This is a genomic window from Microbacterium sp. M3, assembly GCF_033548675.1.
Taxonomy (GTDB): domain Bacteria; phylum Actinomycetota; class Actinomycetes; order Actinomycetales; family Microbacteriaceae; genus Microbacterium; species Microbacterium arthrosphaerae.
Genome location: NZ_JAWTZT010000002.1, coordinates 419,910 through 436,608, shown reverse-complemented (window position 1 = coordinate 436,608; position 16,699 = coordinate 419,910). Strand labels below are relative to the sequence as shown.

Here is a 16,699-nt window from a genome sequence, read left to right as displayed (position 1 = left end):
AGCGAAATCGCGGTAACGAGAGTCCCGCGCAGAGGTCGCGGCAGGCCACGAGGAGCACATTGCGCCGCCGCTGAACACGCAGCACATCCGAAACCGCGACTACTCCAAGGAAAACAGCAGTGCTCGAGAAACCCGACTTCATCCGGCACGCGCGCGGTGCCCCGCAGACCATCGAGAAGTACCGCGGCCGGGTGCCCGACGAACTCATCGGCGTATGAGAGCGCTACGGGCACGCGAGGTTGCGCGAGGGCTTGCCGGCCGCGGGTGCTCAGGCTGGGCCGCAGTACCGCACCACTCAGCGGTATCCGTCGCTACCCCAAACCGAGTCCGCCTGGAGGGCGAGTTCGCCGTGTTCAGCGACAACCTCGAAGTCGGAGACCTGATTGAGCTGACCCCTTAGGAAATCGCCGCCGACATCCGCGCGGCCGCGTCAGAGGCGTCCGCTACGCTCACCCTCATGCCGCTGGAACTCGAAGGCACCCGCTCGTTCAAGCGCGCATGCACGCAGCTGCAGAGCCGGGCCGCCCGTGCACCGCTCATGCCGATGAAAGACGAGGAGGTCTTCGCCTCCCTCGAATGCCACACCTCCAAGGAGACATTCCACACAGAACGCTACGGTGGCGGCTCCGGCGGCAGCATCGGCGCGTTCGGGGTGCGCGTGGGCGGCGGGTCGCATCACTCGACGAGCGAGCGGTACAGCAACGGATTCCAGCTCGACGACCGGGGTGATTTGGTCATCACTTCTGAGCGGGTCGTGTTCGTCGGCACGAAACAGACCGTGGAGATCCCGTACGAGAAGCTGCTCGAGATGACACCGGGCAAGAGCATGCTCCGGGTCAGCGCCCGCGGTATGCGCAAACCCCTCATACTCACCTGCAAAAAGGGTGAGTACGCCATCGCCGCAGCCTCCATCGCCACCGCGCTGCGCAACTTCCACATCAACAGCCTCTGCGCAGCCGTAGCATCCCACGGGCGGTGCCCCGCACATGGTGGGCATAGCGCTCATCATCGACCGGGCGACCGCGCGCCGTGAAGCCGCCCGGGAGGGCGACGGCCAGTTCGGCGAACAGCAGAACGCCGCGAGCTGACGCTCAAGGGTGAGCAGTGACGCGGTGCTCCCGGCGGGCTGTAGCCGTCGACCGCGAGGCGCACTACACGCCCAGAGGGTCCGTATCTGGTCGTCCCAACGCGAGGGATACATCGCTGCATCCTGCGTGACAGCCCGTACGCACGGGGTGCCCACGAAGGGACCGGATTCCCTCGGGCAACGAGGCGGGTGCCAACGCGGCATCGGCACCATCCTGGGTGGCGCACGCGCGCGGTCGCCGCGCCGCGCTAGCGCATCCCCTCCGCGCGGGCGCGGCGGGCGTGTTCGTTCACGGCTCCGAGCCAACCTCGCACGGCGTCGTAGCGGAAAAGGGCGATGCCAGCACGGTCAGCGAACTCACTCCCGCCAGAGGAGTAGACGCCGCTGGTGAACATCGCTGCCTTGCGGGTATCCACCGACGCAACGCCCGCCAGGTCGCGGATGTGGGCGATGGGAACGGCGGCCGCGGGCCCGAGGTTCTTCACCTGGGCGATGTAGCGTGCGCTGACCACGTCGATGCCGCCATCGCCGGAAACTTTCGTGGGCTTCGCATCCAGGGCGCCGAGGTGTCGCATCCAGGCAGCGACGAGATATTCTGCGCCGACGTGCGAGACCCCGTACGGCTGTGGTGCTGGCGGTTCGGGCCTCGGCGGAGCGGGGGCAGGCATCACTCGCGCCTGGGAGCCATCTGTTGCGAGCACCGAGCGGAGGAAGAACTGCAGGTCCGGGTTGCGTCCCAAGAAGCCGTCCACGTCCCGGGCGAAGTCGGAGACCTTCCTCTCGTTGGCGTCGGCGATGCGCGGGTCGTAGCCGGTTAGTTGCCTCATCGAGCGGCGGTAGTAGATAGCCGCCTCGAAGGCGTAAGTTGACGTCTCGGCGAGTTCCTGAAGGAACGGGCGAAACAACTTGCGAAGCTGCTCGTCGGTGAGTTGACTCTCGCCCGGGCTTTCGCGTCCGACGCCGAAGTATCGGCGGCCGGCGATGTCCGTCACCTGGTTGAGATGCGGATTGGCGTACCGGATCCATTCCCTGCCGAGCGCCCCGAGATCCCGGTCGGGCGTCGGGTGCCAGGCGCCGAACTGCAAGCCGAGCCGCCACGCCCACATTCCGTCCCGCTCGGTCACTTTGAAACTCACGCGCCCATCCTGGCAGGTCGGGGCGATAAACCTCCCGGCGGGAGTTAGCCCTGGCTCCTGGCGTCGTGCAGCTTCTCGCGCCAGTACTCGTGTACGGGGTACGCCTGGACGGCGGCGTCCGCCTTGCGCGTGGCGGTGACCGCCGCTGCGAGGGACTGCATCACGAATGTCTCTCGGTCGCCGGTCTCGATGCTGTAGGTCCGCCGCGTGAAGACGTCCATCCACTCCAGGACGAGGTCGCCGTCGTGCTCAAGCACGTACTGGCTGAGCTTGCCGCGCTCGTTGCGAGTCGTGTTCCTCTTCCCGGCGACGCTCGGCGGTACGGACCTCTCGAAGTTCGTCGACCGCGGCGGACGGCTCCGCCCTGACGTGCCGATCCCAACCAACCTCACTCAGCTGTACGTGGTGGGCGGCAAGCTCATGGTCGGCACCGGTCAGTACAACGAGCAGGCCGCCACCATGAGGCCGCTTCAAGCAGTCCTGACGGCGGCCGTGCAGATTCTCGTCCGAAGCAGGAAGTCGGGGCTGCCTCGTCGATGGGAGGTATCGCGACTTCTCTTCGGCATAGCTCGCCGGCCAGATCAGCCGCTGGAACTGCCTCATGTCTTGGCGGTTAGCGGCACAGGTCGTGATCCCAAAGTGGCCGACGGGAGCAGACGAGAACGCGTCGGGCGGAGCGGTAAGTCGTTCCGAAGGGTCGGCCGAACCGCGCGTCCGCCACGATGTCGTACCCCTCGCAGATACTCTGATGCTGTGCCCGCCGACCTGCCCTACGCCGCTATCGGGTCAGATCCGGCGAAGGCGCGCAAAGCGCGTGGCGCTTTCTACACGGACGACGCGATAACCACGCACCTCGCGACATGGGCAGTGCGTGAGGCATCCGATTCCGTACTTGAGCCATCCGCGGGCGAGGCGGCCTTTCTGAAGGCAGCAGTCCAGCGCATGGCCGCTCTCGGCGCCGACCGGCCAACGGTCCACGGTGTCGAGATCCACCGGCCCGCAGCTGTCGCGGCAGGGCAGATCGTTGGGGCGGCGGGCGGGGTCGCTCGGATCACGGTGAACGACTTCTTCCTGGTACCTGCTCGGCCGATCCACGACGCCGTCATCGGGAACCCCCCGTTCATCAGGTACCAGGACTGGACCGGTGCGCAGCGTGACCGGGCCCGGTTCGCAGCGCTGCAACAGGGTGTCGCGCTGACCGGACTCGCGTCGAGTTGGGCGCCATTCGTCGTGCACGCCGCTGCTCACCTGAAGCCCGGCGGTCGACTGGGTATGGTGCTCCCGGCTGAACTCCTCACCGTCAACTACGCCGCACCCGTGCGCAGGTTCCTGCTGGAGAACTTCTCGCGCGTGGAACTGGTGGTCTTCGACGAGCAGGTCTTCCCAGATGCCGAGGCCGACACCGTCCTGGTGAAGGCGGATGGTTGGAAGGGCTCTCCAGCGGGCGTCGCGACCCTCCGCCAGACAAGGAACGCTTCAACGCTCTCGCAGCTGGAGCCGGGCGTCACTTGGACGCCCCGGAGCACCACGGACCGTTGGCTTGCCCAGCCCTTACGGACCGGAACGTTGAATGCGGTTGACGCGGCGATCCGGTCCGGCCGCTTCGGCAAGTTGCAGGACCTAGGGGAAACATCTCTCGGTGCTGTCACCGGCGCTAACCGGTACTTCACGCTGTCGCCTGAACGCGTTAAGCGACTCGGCATTCCGATGCGCGACCTGGTGAAGATCTCACCTCCCGGAAGCGCGCACCTGCGCGGCCTTGCGCTCAGTGACTCGGCGTTGAGGCGGCTCGGACGAGAGGGTGAGTCGACGTGGCTGCTCTACCCGTCGGACCGACCTTCCGAAGCTACGTTGCGCTACATCTCGGAGGGCGCGGACACCGGAGTGTCGGACGCCTACAAGTGCCGCGTGCGGAAGCCCTGGTTTAGGGTCCCCGTTCTTAGCCCGCCGGACCTGTTCCTTACCTATATGAACGCCGACACTGTCCGGCTTGTAACCAACGATGCTGGCGCACACCACTTGAACTCGGTCCACGGGGTCTATCTCCGAGAGGATCTGCGAGAACTCGCGCGCGAGGTGCTTCCCATCGCCTCGCTCAACTCGATGACGTTGCTGGGTGCGGAGTACGCTGGCCGCTCCTACGGCGGCGGCATCCTCAAGCTGGAACCACGCGAGGCGGACGAATGGTGGATGCCTTCTGCGGCGCTTCTGCGGCAACGTCGTTCCGAGCTCCTTACGTTGAAGCCCACCATCCTGAGGATGCTTCGAACCAAGAATCTGCTCGGTGCGGTGGCGGCGGTCGATGAGGTGGTACTGCGAGGCGTGGTCGACGAAAAGCATCTCTCTGAGGTACGCGCTGACCGACACGACTGGATGACACGACGAACCGTGCGGGGGAAGAGTGGCAAGTAAGGGCCGGTCGAAGGCGTCACAGGCATGGGCGCTGTTCGATGCCGTTGTTGAGCGGGCGGCGCCAGACGGCGTGTACTCCAACCCCTGGCACGACGGCGCTTACAGGCCTGACGTTTCGACGCTCGAGACACTCTTGGGTTGCGTGCTCGCAATCATCCCGGACCCCGCCGACACCCAAAGTGGTGTTGCCGCCAAGGCTCTGGATGTCTGGCTCGCGTATGAACTGCGGAGGGCGGGGTTCGAGCCAGACGCGGTGTGGCCTCGCGCAAAGCACCCACGTGTCATACCGACCGACATCTCGGCTCTCCTCGACTCGCTACGCCCAAGAAAGGATGCGGACTCGCTTCGTGCGCGACTCGAGGGACCGAATCCGCCGGCTGGGATTGTCAGCGCGAACGCCAACATCCTGGGGCTCAACTACATCAAGCAAGTCGACGTAGTCATGAGCTCTTGGGCCACCGGTCCTGAGATTCTCATCTCGACCAAGCGGATGGATGCGGCGTTCGGCAAGAATGCCGCGAATCGCATCGAAGAGGCGAACGGCGACGCGAAGAACCTCCGCGGACGTCACCCCATGGCTGCGCTCGGCTTCGCGTTCGGGCTGCGGTCGACGGCGTTCACCGAGGATGCGAGTTCGGCGCAATGGCTGGTCGACCAGTTGCAGAAGCTGAATCGCGAGACGGACGCCTACGATGCAGTCGGTCTCATCGTGCCGGACTACCAGGTGCCCGGCTGGGTCACAGAACATGACTCCCTTCGACCAGAGCCAGGCGAGCTCGATCCACTCGACGAGCCTGGCGCAGATGACGTGGAGCCGGAACCTGCTGAGATCCCGCTTCTCGACTTACGCCTCGGATCGCTGCCGAAGGTCACAGTGCGCGACGACTTGACGCCGGATGATCTGTCTCCGGCCACATTCCTCGCCTCCATCGTCAACTACGTCCTGGACGCCTCGCCCATCACCATGCATCCGGAGGCGCGACGCCGCGCCGGCCGCCCATTCATCGAGCCAAGAGCGCGAGGCTAGGCGCTCGGTGACGAGCGGGATACCTCCGAGAAGGTGCGCCGTTGCACGTCTGTCGGAAGCTTGACCTACGCGCGAGGGGGCGCGTGTGAGTGGCGCTAGAGTGTGCGCATGGCAACCGGCAAGGTCATCGGCGGACATTACCTGAACGCATTCGTTTCGCCCATCATCGGCAGCACGCTCGTGGTCCAGGCGCCCTTCAAACCTCGGAAGCTCACCTCGGACAACGTGGCTACCTGGGCGGAAGTGCCCACCGACTCGAAGGGGAATCCGCTCAGCGCCGTTGGGCAGGCAGTGGCGGCCGCTGCCATTCCAGGGCGTTTTGGGAAGGCAGCCAGTGCCGCTGTAGGCGCGACTTTTGATGCGCTGGGGCCGTCACACATCGTCCGGGTGGATTGGGTCGATGGCAAGCAATCTCTCATCAAGCTACCCGATTCGCTCTACAAGCACTTCGCAGTGATGTTGAGCGCGCGGCACGTGCCTGACCCAGAGCCAGCCGTCACGCAGGAGCCGGCGCCTCAGCCGGCGGCCCCGACGGTTACGGACAAGGCTTTCGACCTAGTGTCTGGCATCGTCAAGGATCGGTGGCCGTCGAAGAGCGCGCCCCTGGCGGGTACGGAGACCGCGGCCGCCCCACAGGTGGATATCACCGAACAGCTAACGAAGCTGGCCTCCCTTCGGGATGCGGGCGTCCTGACGGACGAAGAGTTCACGACCAAGAAGGCTGAGCTTCTGGCCCGGCTCTAGGCTTGAGTCGCGCGGTGTCGGTTCCCCGTGGATCTACTCGAGCGGCGCGGGGATCCAACAGCTCCGGGCTCATCAGCTGCGCGTATGGCGGGCGACCACATCGTCGATGAGCTCATCCAAGGTGCGGGCTCCGCGAATGTAGCTCTCCGCGTCCGCCAGGGCCGCTGCAGAGGGCTGTACCCCGTCAAGTCGCGCGCAAGCGAAGGCCTTCTCAACCCCTCGCCGCCTGCGTCTGACCTCTTCCTCATCCACGGTGCGATGGTACCGCTCAAGCCAGACTCCCTTCGACGATGGCGGAGGGCCAGCGAAGTGACCGGATAGTGACCGCATTCCAGAAGAAGTGACCGCGTTGGTGACCGCAGCACAAACGGCGCGAAGTCGCGATGATGGCGCATCGAGCCTCGAAACTCAGGGGAAATTTAGGCATAGCCAGATCACAGCGGGACCCGTCGGGATACTTGGATGCGTGCCAGGGGGTCAGGGATTCGAGTCCCTCAGGTTCCTACGACGACTCGCGAGTCGTCGCATGACATCGGCTACCGCGACGCGAGTCGCAGTACCTGACGTCTTCGCTGACGCGAACGTTGGACTGCGCCGCGTGAGTGGGCTGACGCCGACGGCACTCGAGGGGCCGACATCATCGAGTACCTACCCGTAGAACGTGTCGTGCCGAGTGCCCGTCCGGGGAGCTGCACGATTAAGACCGTGGGGAGCGGGAATCGCGGACGGGGACGCCAAGCGCCATCAATGACTGGCTGCCCGCGAAGTTCCGGGTCTCCTTTCGCCGTGATGCCCTGCGCGACTATGCCGCCGGCCTGCCCGTCCCGAGGGACTTCGAGCGACTGATGAAGACACTTGAGGCGATCAGCGCCGATAGCCACGGACGAGGCTGACCTCCGAGGGAATGGGACCGACCGGCGCGGCACCGGCCGTGGGTGTCTGCTCGCGCGGATACGATCCAGTCATGCCGGAGACCGTTCTGCCCGCCGACTTCGCTCTCGTCTTGGCCGCGAATCCCGACGCGCCGGATGCGCTGAGGGCCTTGGGGGAGCGGTACTGGGAGCACGAGGGAATCTCCGCCGACACTGGCGACATCATCTGGGCCCGAGCTGTCTCCGATCTCGACTACGCCTCGTGGTCGGGCACGCCGTACTACGCGGCGGCGGCCGGCGTTATCGCCACCGCGCCGGAGTTCGACTGTGCAGATTGCGGTGAGCCGCTCACCCTGAGCTCTCGTCAGACCCTCACTGAGGCGCGCCGGGGCAACGACGTCCGGTGCCGCGCCTGCAACGGAACGCTCGAAGAGCGCGCCGCGGGAGTCCTTGATCCAGTCGCCCGCGCAAACCGCGAGCGCACGGCCGAACGCGAAGCCAGCGCCCGTGCGGCGGAAGAACTTCGGCGTGCCAGCGCGGCGGATCTCGATGCCGCGCGCCGCCTGGCAATCGAGACGAGGTATCCCGGCGCGACCGAGGACGACGGCGGGTACGCGCTGGACCAGGCACCCGTGGCAACGCGCGTCGCAGCTCTGGCAATGGTCCACGCCGCCGGCCAACCGTCAGGGCTCATCCATCCCGTCCGCTACGGCGACGGATCGATCGCACCGAACTCTGAAACCGCTCGGGAGTTCTTCGTCGACGCCTGGCACTCCGATCTTTTGGTGGTTCATCCGTCGTCTCCCACGAATGCCTTCGTGTGGGACGAGGGCGAGCCGGCAACGCTCGGAAACGGTCTCTATGCGGAACGCGCCCATTTCGCCGCGCCCGGCGAGGGCCCGCTCGGCCGCCGGCTCGAGACCTTCGCGGCGGATCTCCGTCGCGGGCTGTCGCTTGAGCGGCTCTGGTCGACGGAACGCGTCGAGGCCAGGGACCTCTCGCGCCGGCTGGTGGCGGAGGAAGCCATCCGCTACCTTTCCCACGAGCTCGCGGTCCACGACCTGCCCGACCCCGCCGCGCAGCACCAGGAGCGCCTGCGCACCCACGCGGCGAACGCGGCCGACTCCCTTGCGCTCGGGCACATCTACCGGATGGCCTGGATGGCAGCGCGGGACGCGATCTCCGCGTACAAGCGCATCCAAGGGATCAACCGCGAGAAGGCGGCAACGCACGGGCTGAACAAGTTCGTCTCCTACATCCAGCGCGGCCTCGACGAGCCGGAGACGCTCGGCGAGACGTTCGACGAACGCTCCGACCTGCCCCTGAGCGCGGCCACCGACGTCGTGTTCCGGATCGTGTTCGGCCTGAACCCGATGACTGCGACGCCGGCGGACGTCGCCGAAAAGGCGGCCGGCTCAGCCGACCGGGAGCTCCGAAAGGCCTGCGACGCCCGCATCCCCGACCACTCGACGGTGATGGAATGGCTGCGCACCTCCGAAGCGTGGGAGCCGGCGGAATTCCGGAAGGCGCTCTCGCGGGCGGTTGACGAGGAGGACGAGCTGTGCGGCCCGCGCTGCGCCCACCACAACGCCCCGATGGTCGCCCACGAGGCGGGCCGCGTCTATGACCGCATCGTCAGCCGCGTCGGCGAGCGCGACGCGGCGATCGTGACGGCGGAGGCGCTGTCGATCGGCAACGAGTCGCCTTACGAGGGCAGATCAGGCGACCTGGTGCTGGCGACGCTCGCACGCGAGCTTGGGTGGGAACCGCCGGACGCGGACGAGGACGATTGAGTCGTCGGCGTCCGAGCAGTCCGGCGTCTACGCGTCCGCCACCGCTGTCGGCGAATCGGGGACCTGTACCCGTCGGGCCGTCGTGCGCAGGCCGTGGAAGTCGACGCGGATCGGCTCGTCCCAACCCGGGACATCGAAGTCGAAAGGCTGACCGAGCCTCGCCTTCGCCTGAAACAGCAAACGCGGCATCGCCCTCCAGGGTGAACTCCCGACCCGGCATGCGGACGTCGAGGAATTGCCTTGTGGTGGTCATCATCTGAACTCCAATCGTGTGGAGCCCCGCAGTCTAGGTGACGATTTCGGACCACCGACCCCCTTCTCTCGTCCAATCCGGCGCCGTGGGTTCACCGTTCGGGTTCGTCCCCGGGCCAAATCTCCCAGCGGCTGGATCGGCCCTTCCTGACCACGGCGTCTGGATGCTCGGCTCGAAGCTCCGAGAGTCTCTCAATGACCTCGGCGATCGGGAGCTCGCCTGGCAGCGTCGCGAGCGGCTGCGGCTTGGGCGGTTCCGGTACCGTCGGTGACTTCCGTTCTGCCACCGATCGCAGGGTCTCCCGCACCCGTTCCATCCGGGCCGCGTGTATGGGCCAATTCGGGCAGGGCCGCGTCTCGTAGATGTCGCCTCCCGAGGTGTGCTGGAATGCCGGCGTATAGCAGTCCGCGCACATCTGCTCGGCCTCGAGCCGGGGAATGGCCAGCAGCGTCTCCATCCGGCGCTGATCGGACCCAAGATGGACGCGCAGCGTGGACTTCTCTTCTCGGTCCTTCATGCCGGCGATCTTCAGTTGCTGCGCCGCGATTGACTCGTTGAGCTCACCGACCCACTCGATCCGCAGGTGCCGGTACCAGATGACGTTCCACCGGCGGCGGTCGGCCGGGAGCTTGCCGTCTGAGTCGACAACCTCCTCGCGGTCCCCGACGATGATCGAGAGGCGTTGGAGTTCGGCGGCACTCTGCTCGCGCTTCGCCTCGAGCTCGAGGATCTCCTTGGTTCGTCGGTCGCCCGACATCGCTGGGAGCAGTGCGCCCGACCGGTGGCCGGCGAGTTCGCGTTCGAGGTTGGCCTGGATGGCCTCCCGCTCGAGCAGCGCGTACCGCGCCCTCTCGCGTTCGGCGTCGTAGCGGGCCTTGTCCTGCTCCCAGCGGGCCTCGTCCTTATCTCCCTCGACCCGGACTCGACGCCTGATCGCGGCGATGCGCGCGCTGACCTGCCGCTCGGTCAGCGGTCGGAAGTCCGGCTCCGCCCGCTCCCACTCCTCGCCGACCTGGTCGGCGCGGCCCATCTGGGGCGCCAGCTCTTCCTTCCGCCACGGGTTCCAGTCCATCTCTTGGAAGAGCTCGAGCCAGTGCTCCCGGGAGTGGAGGAACTCTTCGAAGCTCGAGGTCGCGCCCGGCTTCCGTCGCCACAGCGTCCCGCCGTCCTCGTGGACGATGTCGCCGATGTCCTGCAGAGTCATACAAGCAACGATCCGCCGCTGCCGTGACGAGCGCCAGTGAACATTTCGGTCCTAAGCATGCAGCCGGCATCAGCGGCCTCAGCAATGACGTCGTACAGAGTCGTCAGAAACATCTGCGTCGCCCGATCGTCTGACCGGCCAAAGGCTGGCGCTCACCGCGCTGACTCCGGCGAGTGCCGCCGTCGGGGCGATGCCGTAGAGGCCCTCGCCGTCCTGAGGGCCGCACACCTGGGTACTGCAGCCGGACAGGACGACGAGATCGGCTGTCGAGCTGAGATCGGCTGTCGAGCCGAGATCGGCGAGCTCCCGCAGCGAAACCCGGCGCGGGGCGCTCGTCGGCGTTCGCGAACAACAGGTTTGCGCTGGCCCGGCGCCTAGCCGCGAGCGGGTGCATCTGGCCGTTCGCGGTCGCGCCGACGCGACCCACCACCCCCGTGGCACGGTGGCCTGTCGGCGGAGAGTTCAGCGGGTCAGTCGAAGGCGCTGGTGTCCCTCACCGCGCAGGCCAGCACCGAGGTCGCGAGCATGATCGCGATGGTGGCGTTGATGCGGTTGTACTGCCGCTCGGTCACGGCGTGAACGGTGGCGTTGTGGCGGAAGCCCGTGCCGGTGTGGTCGACGTCGAACTGGCCCCGCATGACCGTCTCAAGCGGCAGCAACGACAGCGCGAGGCGCCACCCGTCCGCGAGCAGCTTGTAATTCCACGTCGGGTTCACCAACGTGCTTCGCGGCACCCCGAGCGCGGGGGCGATGAAGTGGCCGACGAGCGTGTCGAGGATGTTGGTCGCAAGCGCCTGCGCGGCGTCGGTGTGAGCGTCGCGCAGCGCAGCGGTGGCTCGACGAAGCTTGTCGGCGTACCTCAGTGCGCGGGGTGCCGGCAGCCCGCCGAGCACGTCGTCGCAGTCGTTCAGGATGCCACGCCAGTTGTTGGAGATGATACGTCGACGCGCACGCGCATCGGGCGCATCCAGCAGGAGCTGCACGGCCCGTTCGCTTGGCACCCAGCCGAGCGGGATGCCGTCGGCGAGCACCGCGCGGATGGACTCTTCCGCGTCGTCGGGATCGAGGTCGATGTCCACCCAGTTCGACGGAACCCGCTGCAGCTTCAGCGACCTGAGAAGCGGCTCGACATCGAAGTCGGTGATGAACGACGGCAAGCCGATCTGCAAGCCGAAATTCGGCATCGCGATCGCCGGGAGTATCGCCTGCAACTGCGCGTCCGTGAACAGATTGCCGGTGATCGACCCGACCCCGGTGAGTCCGGGCAAGTCTTTCATCCAGCCGGTGTCAGTGAGTGCCGGAATGTTCTCCATCCATGCGGCGCCGGCGAGCCCCTGGTAGTCCTTCACCCACCCGGAGGCGTCGGTCGCGGAGGAGATCAACTGCGATGTCGCAGCATTCATTTCTGGCAGGAAGGAGGCGTTGCTAGTGAGGCCCGTGACCTTCAGCCAGGCGGACCCGAATACACCGGAGTCGGACGTCTGGCCGAGGAGCCGTGTCACGGAGTCGCTGAGCTTCAGCGTCGAGATCTGCTGTATGAACGGGCTGGTTAGAGACCGCATGAAGTCGTCGTCGAAGATTCGTCCCAGCGACCCCGAGGGGAGTACACCCTTGAACGCGGTCAGATCCTTCGGGTCCAGCGGCTCGCCGTCGTCGCCACGAATCGTGGAACGGATGCGCGTGTGCTGCGGGGTCTCTCCCGAAGTGTCGTCGGCCGGCACGTCGCCCTCGTCGGCCGACGCCTCTTCTTCGCCCTCGTCGAAAGGTTCGTCGTCGTCGGATGGGGCGATCACGGCGGCCATCCGACCAGCGAACCACACACTGCGGGCCCGCCGCGCCTCGCCCATGCCTCTTGCCGTCGCTGCGCGTGCGCGAAAGCGGTCATCCGCACTGTCCGAGAACCTGTCCGTTTACTGTCCGTAGCCGTCCGTAAACGTCCAGAGATAGACTGAGCCCCAGACGGCATCTGCTGTCTGGGGCTCAGTAAATTGCTGGCCTCGGAACCGAGAGTGCGGTCCCTAAGACCCCTCGGAATCAGACTCCGAAGTACAGCTCGTATTCGAACGGGTGCGGACGCGCGTTCAGCGGCTGGATCTCGTTCTCGATCTTGTACTCGATCCACGTCTCGATGAGCTCGGGCGTGAACACGCCGCCCTTCAGCAGGAACTCGTGGTCGGCGCGGAGCGCCTCGAGCGAGTCGAGCAGCGAGTTCGGCACCTGCGGGATGTTCTTCGCCTCCTCGGGGGGAAGCTCGTACAGGTCCTTGTCGACCGGCTCGTGCGGCTCGATGCGGTTCTGGATGCCGTCGAGGCCGGCCATGAGCTGCGCGGCGAAGGCGAGGTACGGGTTGCCCGAGGCATCCGGCGCGCGGAACTCGATGCGCTTGGCCTTGGGGTTGGAGCCCGTGATGGGGATGCGGATGGCGGCCGAGCGGTTGCCGGCCGAGTACACCAGGTTGACCGGGGCCTCGTAGCCCTTGACCAGGCGCTTGTAGGAGTTCAGCGTCGGGTTGGTGAAGGCGAGCAGCGCCGGCGCGTGCGCCAGGATGCCGCCGATGTACCAGCGGGCCGTGTCGGAGAGCTGCGCGTAGCCCTTCTCGTCGTAGAAGAGGGGCTTGCCGTCGAGCCACAGCGACTGGTGCGTGTGCATGCCCGAGCCGTTGTCGCCGAAGAGGGGCTTGGGCATGAAGGTCGCGACCTTGCCCCACTCGTTCGCCACGTTCTTGACGATGTACTTGAACTTCAGGATGTCGTCGGCCGCGTGCACCATGGTGTCGAAGCGGTAGTTGATCTCCTGCTGGCCGCCCGTGCCCACCTCGTGGTGCGCGCGTTCGAGGTGAAGGCCCGCCTCGATGAGGCGCAGGCTGATGTCGTCGCGGAGGTCGGCGGTCTTGTCGACCGGCGACACCGGGAAGTAGCCGCCCTTGAAGGGCGTCTTGTTGGCGAGGTTGCCGCCGTCCTCGGCGCGGCCGGTGTTCCAGGCGCCCTCCTCGGAGTCGACGGAGTAGAAGCTGGAGTTCTGCTTCACCTCGTAGCGCACGTCGTCGAAGATGTAGAACTCGGCCTCGGGAGCGAAGAACGCGGTGTCGGCGATGCCCGTCGAGGCGAGGTACTTCTCCGCCTTCTTGGCCACCTGGCGCGGGTCCTTGCCGTAGATCTCACCGTTGCGCGGGTTGTAGATGTCGAAGACCATGATGAGGGTCTTCGCCTCCCGGAACGGGTCGAGGTACGCCGTCGACACGTCGGGGATCAGCTGCATGTCCGATTCGTGGATGTTCGCGAATCCCCGGATGGAGGAGCCGTCGAACAGCTGGCCGACCGTGAAGAACTCTTCGTCGACGGTGGAGGCCGGGATGTTGAAGTGCTGCTGCACGCCAGGGAGGTCCGTGAAACGGATGTCGAGGAACTTGACGTCCTCGTCCTTGATGAACTTCAGCACCTCGGATGAATCTTTGAACATGAAGACTCCAGAGGTAGGGCATCGGATCCGCCCGTGCGGGTCGGGCTCCATGGCAAAGTACCCGCAGGGCATTGCCCTCCAGTATCACTTGTGTTTCCGGCATGTTACGACGACCTGGATACCCTGGTGAGGTGACGCAGAGCACGCAGGACTACCCCGGAGAACGCCTCGGACTGCCCCGGGAGGGCGCGGGATCCATCGGTCGGCTGGGGCGCCGCGTCGGTGCCCTGTTCATCGACTACGGCGCCGCGTATCTCATCTCCGGCTTCTTCGGGTGGGACCCGCTGGCGATCCTCGCGATCTTCGCCGCCATCCAGATCGTCTTCCTGCCGACCCTCCAGGGAAGCCCCGGCCACCGCCTGTTCGGCCTCCGCCTGGTCCGGCTGGACGGCGCCTGGGTGGGTCTGTGGCGGCCCGTCGTCCGCACCGCGCTGCTGATCCTCGCCATCCCGGCCGTCATCTGGGACGCCGACCAGCGCGGGCTGCACGACAAAGCGGCCGGCACCGTGCTCCTGCGGGGCTGAACCCGCGAGCCGGCCCGGCCGCCCGGTCGGAAGCGCTCAGCGCGGCCGAGGCGCGCGCACCTTCGTCGGATCGATGCCCTTCGGAATCGGCAGCGACGTCAGCGACTGCGAGACCGAGTCGATGCGCTTGACGACGGCGGCCATCGTGGCGCGGTCGATCTTCTTGGGCAGCGCCTTGATCGTCGGCGCGAGCTTCGCGATCGGCACCTCGCCCTCGCCGTGGCCGACGTAGAGCACCGTCACGGGCACGCCCGACGCGACGCGCTGCACCTTCGACCGCTCGTCGTTCACGAGACGTGTCAGCCGACCGCGAGCCCCCTCGCCGACGATCACGACACCGCCCCGGCCCACGGCGCGGTAGACGGCTTCCTGGGTCTTGGGGTTGATGCCGACCGGCATCTCGCTGGCCTGCCACTTGCGGCCGAGGGAGGTGGACATGACGTGGCCCGTGGCCCCCGGCATCCCGTCGATCTTCTTGTACATCGCGCGCGTCGAGAGGCGCGTCATCGTCATCATCGACGCCAGCACGCCGAGCATGAGGCCGGTGATGCCCCAGAGGATGATGCTCCAGACCGCGACCGGCGGGATGGCGAATCCGACGCCCACGCCGGCAGCGATGCCGAGGAGGAGGATGCCGGCCAGCAGGAACGGCAGCCAGCGGAACTCCTTCTGGGTGAAGGTGTAGAGGGTGCGGATCTGGGAGAAGAATCCCGGGCCCTTCTCGGGGGCGGAACTGCGCGCGGCCATAGCTTCCAGCCTACCTTTCCGGCGGGCTGACCTCGGCTCCTCCCCAGGCGGCAGGCACGACCCATCCCTCCACAGGCTCGCATCGCTCGTCCTTGCGACGACCTCGCCCGGCACAGACTGGCGCGGTGACGAGCGAAGACGGACCTCTGGCCCGCCCCTACCGCGCGGTGCGGGCGGTCCGCGCGCCCGAGGACGGCCCCTGGCCGGGCGTGCTCGCACGGACGCCGGCGGGGGAGTCGCGGCTTCTCGTCGACGCGGAGCTGCTCGGAGCCGAATGGAAGGGATGGGATGCCGCGGCCGACGGCCATCTGCTGGCACCGCTCGACATCGCGCGACGACCGGACGGCCACGACGTCGTGCTCCCGGTGTGCGTCGAGCGGCTTCACGACTTCCTCCGCCGGCGCACCGCGCGGATGCCGCTCGGCGCCGGCGAAGCGGTGACCCTCGGCGTGGGGCTCCTGCGCGGCTGCGAGGAGATCGCCGGCGCGGCCGAGGTGACCGGGGAGTGGTGGCTGGACGAGGCGGGGCGTCCGGTGCTCGCGACCGACGTGACCCAGGAGCGCGCCCTGGATTCCGCGGCCGCGGCCTTCGAGCTGGTGGAGGTCGAGCCGGCGCTGCGTCGCACGTGGCAGACAGGCCTGCGCGCCCTCACCGCTGAGCGCGTGAGCGCGTCAGAGCTCGTGGCCTGCGAGGAAGCGCTGTTCGCGGTGGCCGATGCGGAGCCGCTGAGCACCGTCACCCTCGCACCGCGGGGGGCGTTCGACGAGCTCGCCCGGTCGATCGCCGGATCCGACACGAGGCTCGCAGACGCGCCGCAGCCGCCGCCTCGCGCGATGTGGCAGAGCCTCATCGCGGGGATGGACGATGATCTCGCCGACTCCGTGTCGCGCGCGACGACCGCCGTGTGGCGGCGGCTGCGTCCCGGTGTGCGCACGCAGTCCACGCGCCGGAAGGCACCGTGGGTCGTCGGCGGCACGGTCGCCGCCGCGGTGCTCGCCGGCGGTGTGCTGTGGCCGTCAGCGGGCGGGGTGGCGACCGGTCCGTCGCCGACCGCGGTCCCGTCGCCTTCTCCGAGTGCGACCGCCCCCGGGGAGGAGGCATCCACTTCCGGGTCCGCAGAAGGGGCGCCGGCTGAGGCCCCGCCCGACCTTGCTGCCGTCGTGGGAGCGCTTCTCGACGCTCGCGCGGTCTGCCAAGACGATGCGGCCTGCCTCGCGGGCGTGGCCGTCGATCCCGGTGCCCTCACCGGCGGACTGATCGATCTCCCGGCCGATGCGCGCGCGATCACGCTGCTCGACGACTTCGGCGATCTCGCCGTCGTCCGGATCGACGCCGTGCCGGCGTCCGAGTCCGCGCAGCTCGTCGTGGTCATCCGCCAGGACGGAAAATGGCTGCTGCGCGACGTCCATGACGTCGCGCAGCAGCCTTAGCGGGGAGGTGT

15 protein-coding genes are annotated in these 16,699 nt (G+C 67.2%); 7 read left to right on the top strand and 8 right to left on the bottom strand.

The genetic code is table 11. The features are described 5' to 3' along the window. The first annotated feature begins 457 nt into the window (after positions 1 to 457). Complete coding sequence (locus R8Z57_RS07360) at positions 458 to 1,033, top strand: hypothetical protein (protein ID WP_318353121.1); 576 nt, start codon at positions 458 to 460, stop codon at positions 1,031 to 1,033. Positions 1,034 to 1,335: 302 nt separating this feature from the next. Here R8Z57_RS07360 and R8Z57_RS07355 read toward each other — a convergent pair whose 3' ends face one another. After that, a complete protein-coding gene (locus R8Z57_RS07355; RefSeq protein ID WP_318353120.1) occupies positions 1,336 to 2,223 on the bottom strand; it encodes a restriction endonuclease in 888 nt (295 codons plus the stop codon). Positions 2,224 to 2,267: 44 nt separating this feature from the next. Further along, entirely contained in the window at positions 2,268 to 2,480 is a 213-nt protein-coding gene (locus R8Z57_RS07350; RefSeq protein ID WP_318353119.1) for a hypothetical protein, read from the bottom strand. Between the two features lie 496 nt (positions 2,481 to 2,976). Here R8Z57_RS07350 and R8Z57_RS07345 point away from each other — a divergent pair, with 496 nt between their 5' ends. The 3 genes from R8Z57_RS07345 to R8Z57_RS07335 all read left to right on the top strand — a co-directional run bounded on the left by R8Z57_RS07345 (position 2,977) and on the right by R8Z57_RS07335 (position 6,406). Then, the gene (locus R8Z57_RS07345) at positions 2,977 to 4,635 is read left to right on the top strand and encodes an Eco57I restriction-modification methylase domain-containing protein (protein ID WP_318353118.1); all 1,659 of its coding nucleotides are present in this window, start codon (positions 2,977 to 2,979) and stop codon (positions 4,633 to 4,635) included. 142 nt (positions 4,636 to 4,777) lie between these two features. Further along, entirely contained in the window at positions 4,778 to 5,662 is an 885-nt protein-coding gene (locus tag R8Z57_RS07340; RefSeq protein WP_318353117.1) for a hypothetical protein, read from the top strand. Positions 5,663 to 5,770: 108 nt separating this feature from the next. Then, positions 5,771 to 6,406 carry an SHOCT domain-containing protein gene (locus R8Z57_RS07335; RefSeq protein ID WP_318353116.1) on the top strand — a complete coding sequence of 212 codons (636 nt, stop codon included), beginning with the start codon at positions 5,771 to 5,773 and terminating at the stop codon, positions 6,404 to 6,406. A 72-nt stretch (positions 6,407 to 6,478) separates the two neighbouring features. Here R8Z57_RS07335 and R8Z57_RS17415 read toward each other — a convergent pair whose 3' ends face one another. After that, positions 6,479 to 6,736 (bottom strand): hypothetical protein, encoded by a 258-nt coding sequence (locus tag R8Z57_RS17415; RefSeq protein WP_378722242.1) that lies wholly within the window; start codon positions 6,734 to 6,736, stop codon positions 6,479 to 6,481. A 634-nt stretch (positions 6,737 to 7,370) separates the two neighbouring features. Here R8Z57_RS17415 and R8Z57_RS07330 point away from each other — a divergent pair. Further along, on the top strand, positions 7,371 to 9,071 hold the full coding sequence (locus R8Z57_RS07330) for a hypothetical protein (RefSeq protein ID WP_318353115.1): 1,701 nt from the start codon (positions 7,371 to 7,373) through the stop codon (positions 9,069 to 9,071). 344 nt (positions 9,072 to 9,415) lie between these two features. Here R8Z57_RS07330 and R8Z57_RS07325 read toward each other — a convergent pair whose 3' ends face one another. The 4 genes from R8Z57_RS07325 to glnA all read right to left on the bottom strand — a co-directional run bounded on the left by R8Z57_RS07325 (position 9,416) and on the right by glnA (position 13,987). Beyond that, a complete protein-coding gene (locus R8Z57_RS07325) occupies positions 9,416 to 10,528 on the bottom strand; it encodes a hypothetical protein (RefSeq protein ID WP_318353114.1) in 1,113 nt (370 codons plus the stop codon). Positions 10,529 to 10,606: 78 nt separating this feature from the next. After that, positions 10,607 to 10,969, bottom strand: coding sequence for a CHAT domain-containing protein (locus R8Z57_RS17410; RefSeq protein ID WP_378722243.1), 363 nt, complete (start codon positions 10,967 to 10,969; stop codon positions 10,607 to 10,609). A gap of 29 nt (positions 10,970 to 10,998) precedes the next feature. Continuing rightward, the gene (locus R8Z57_RS07320) at positions 10,999 to 12,330 is read right to left on the bottom strand and encodes a hypothetical protein (RefSeq protein ID WP_318353113.1); all 1,332 of its coding nucleotides are present in this window, start codon (positions 12,328 to 12,330) and stop codon (positions 10,999 to 11,001) included. Positions 12,331 to 12,562: 232 nt separating this feature from the next. Further along, complete coding sequence (gene glnA / locus R8Z57_RS07315; RefSeq protein WP_318353112.1) at positions 12,563 to 13,987, bottom strand: type I glutamate--ammonia ligase; 1,425 nt, start codon at positions 13,985 to 13,987, stop codon at positions 12,563 to 12,565. A gap of 131 nt (positions 13,988 to 14,118) precedes the next feature. On the opposite strand from glnA, the gene R8Z57_RS07310 reads away from it, so the two are divergent. Continuing rightward, a complete protein-coding gene (locus R8Z57_RS07310) occupies positions 14,119 to 14,511 on the top strand; it encodes an RDD family protein (protein WP_318353111.1) in 393 nt (130 codons plus the stop codon). A 36-nt stretch (positions 14,512 to 14,547) separates the two neighbouring features. Here R8Z57_RS07310 and R8Z57_RS07305 read toward each other — a convergent pair whose 3' ends face one another. Continuing rightward, on the bottom strand, positions 14,548 to 15,258 hold the full coding sequence (locus R8Z57_RS07305; protein ID WP_318353110.1) for a DUF4191 family protein: 711 nt from the start codon (positions 15,256 to 15,258) through the stop codon (positions 14,548 to 14,550). Positions 15,259 to 15,383: 125 nt separating this feature from the next. Between R8Z57_RS07305 and R8Z57_RS07300 the strand changes: the two genes are divergently transcribed. Further along, positions 15,384 to 16,688, top strand: coding sequence for a hypothetical protein (locus R8Z57_RS07300; protein ID WP_318353109.1), 1,305 nt, complete (start codon positions 15,384 to 15,386; stop codon positions 16,686 to 16,688). Positions 16,689 to 16,699: the final 11 nt, after the last annotated feature.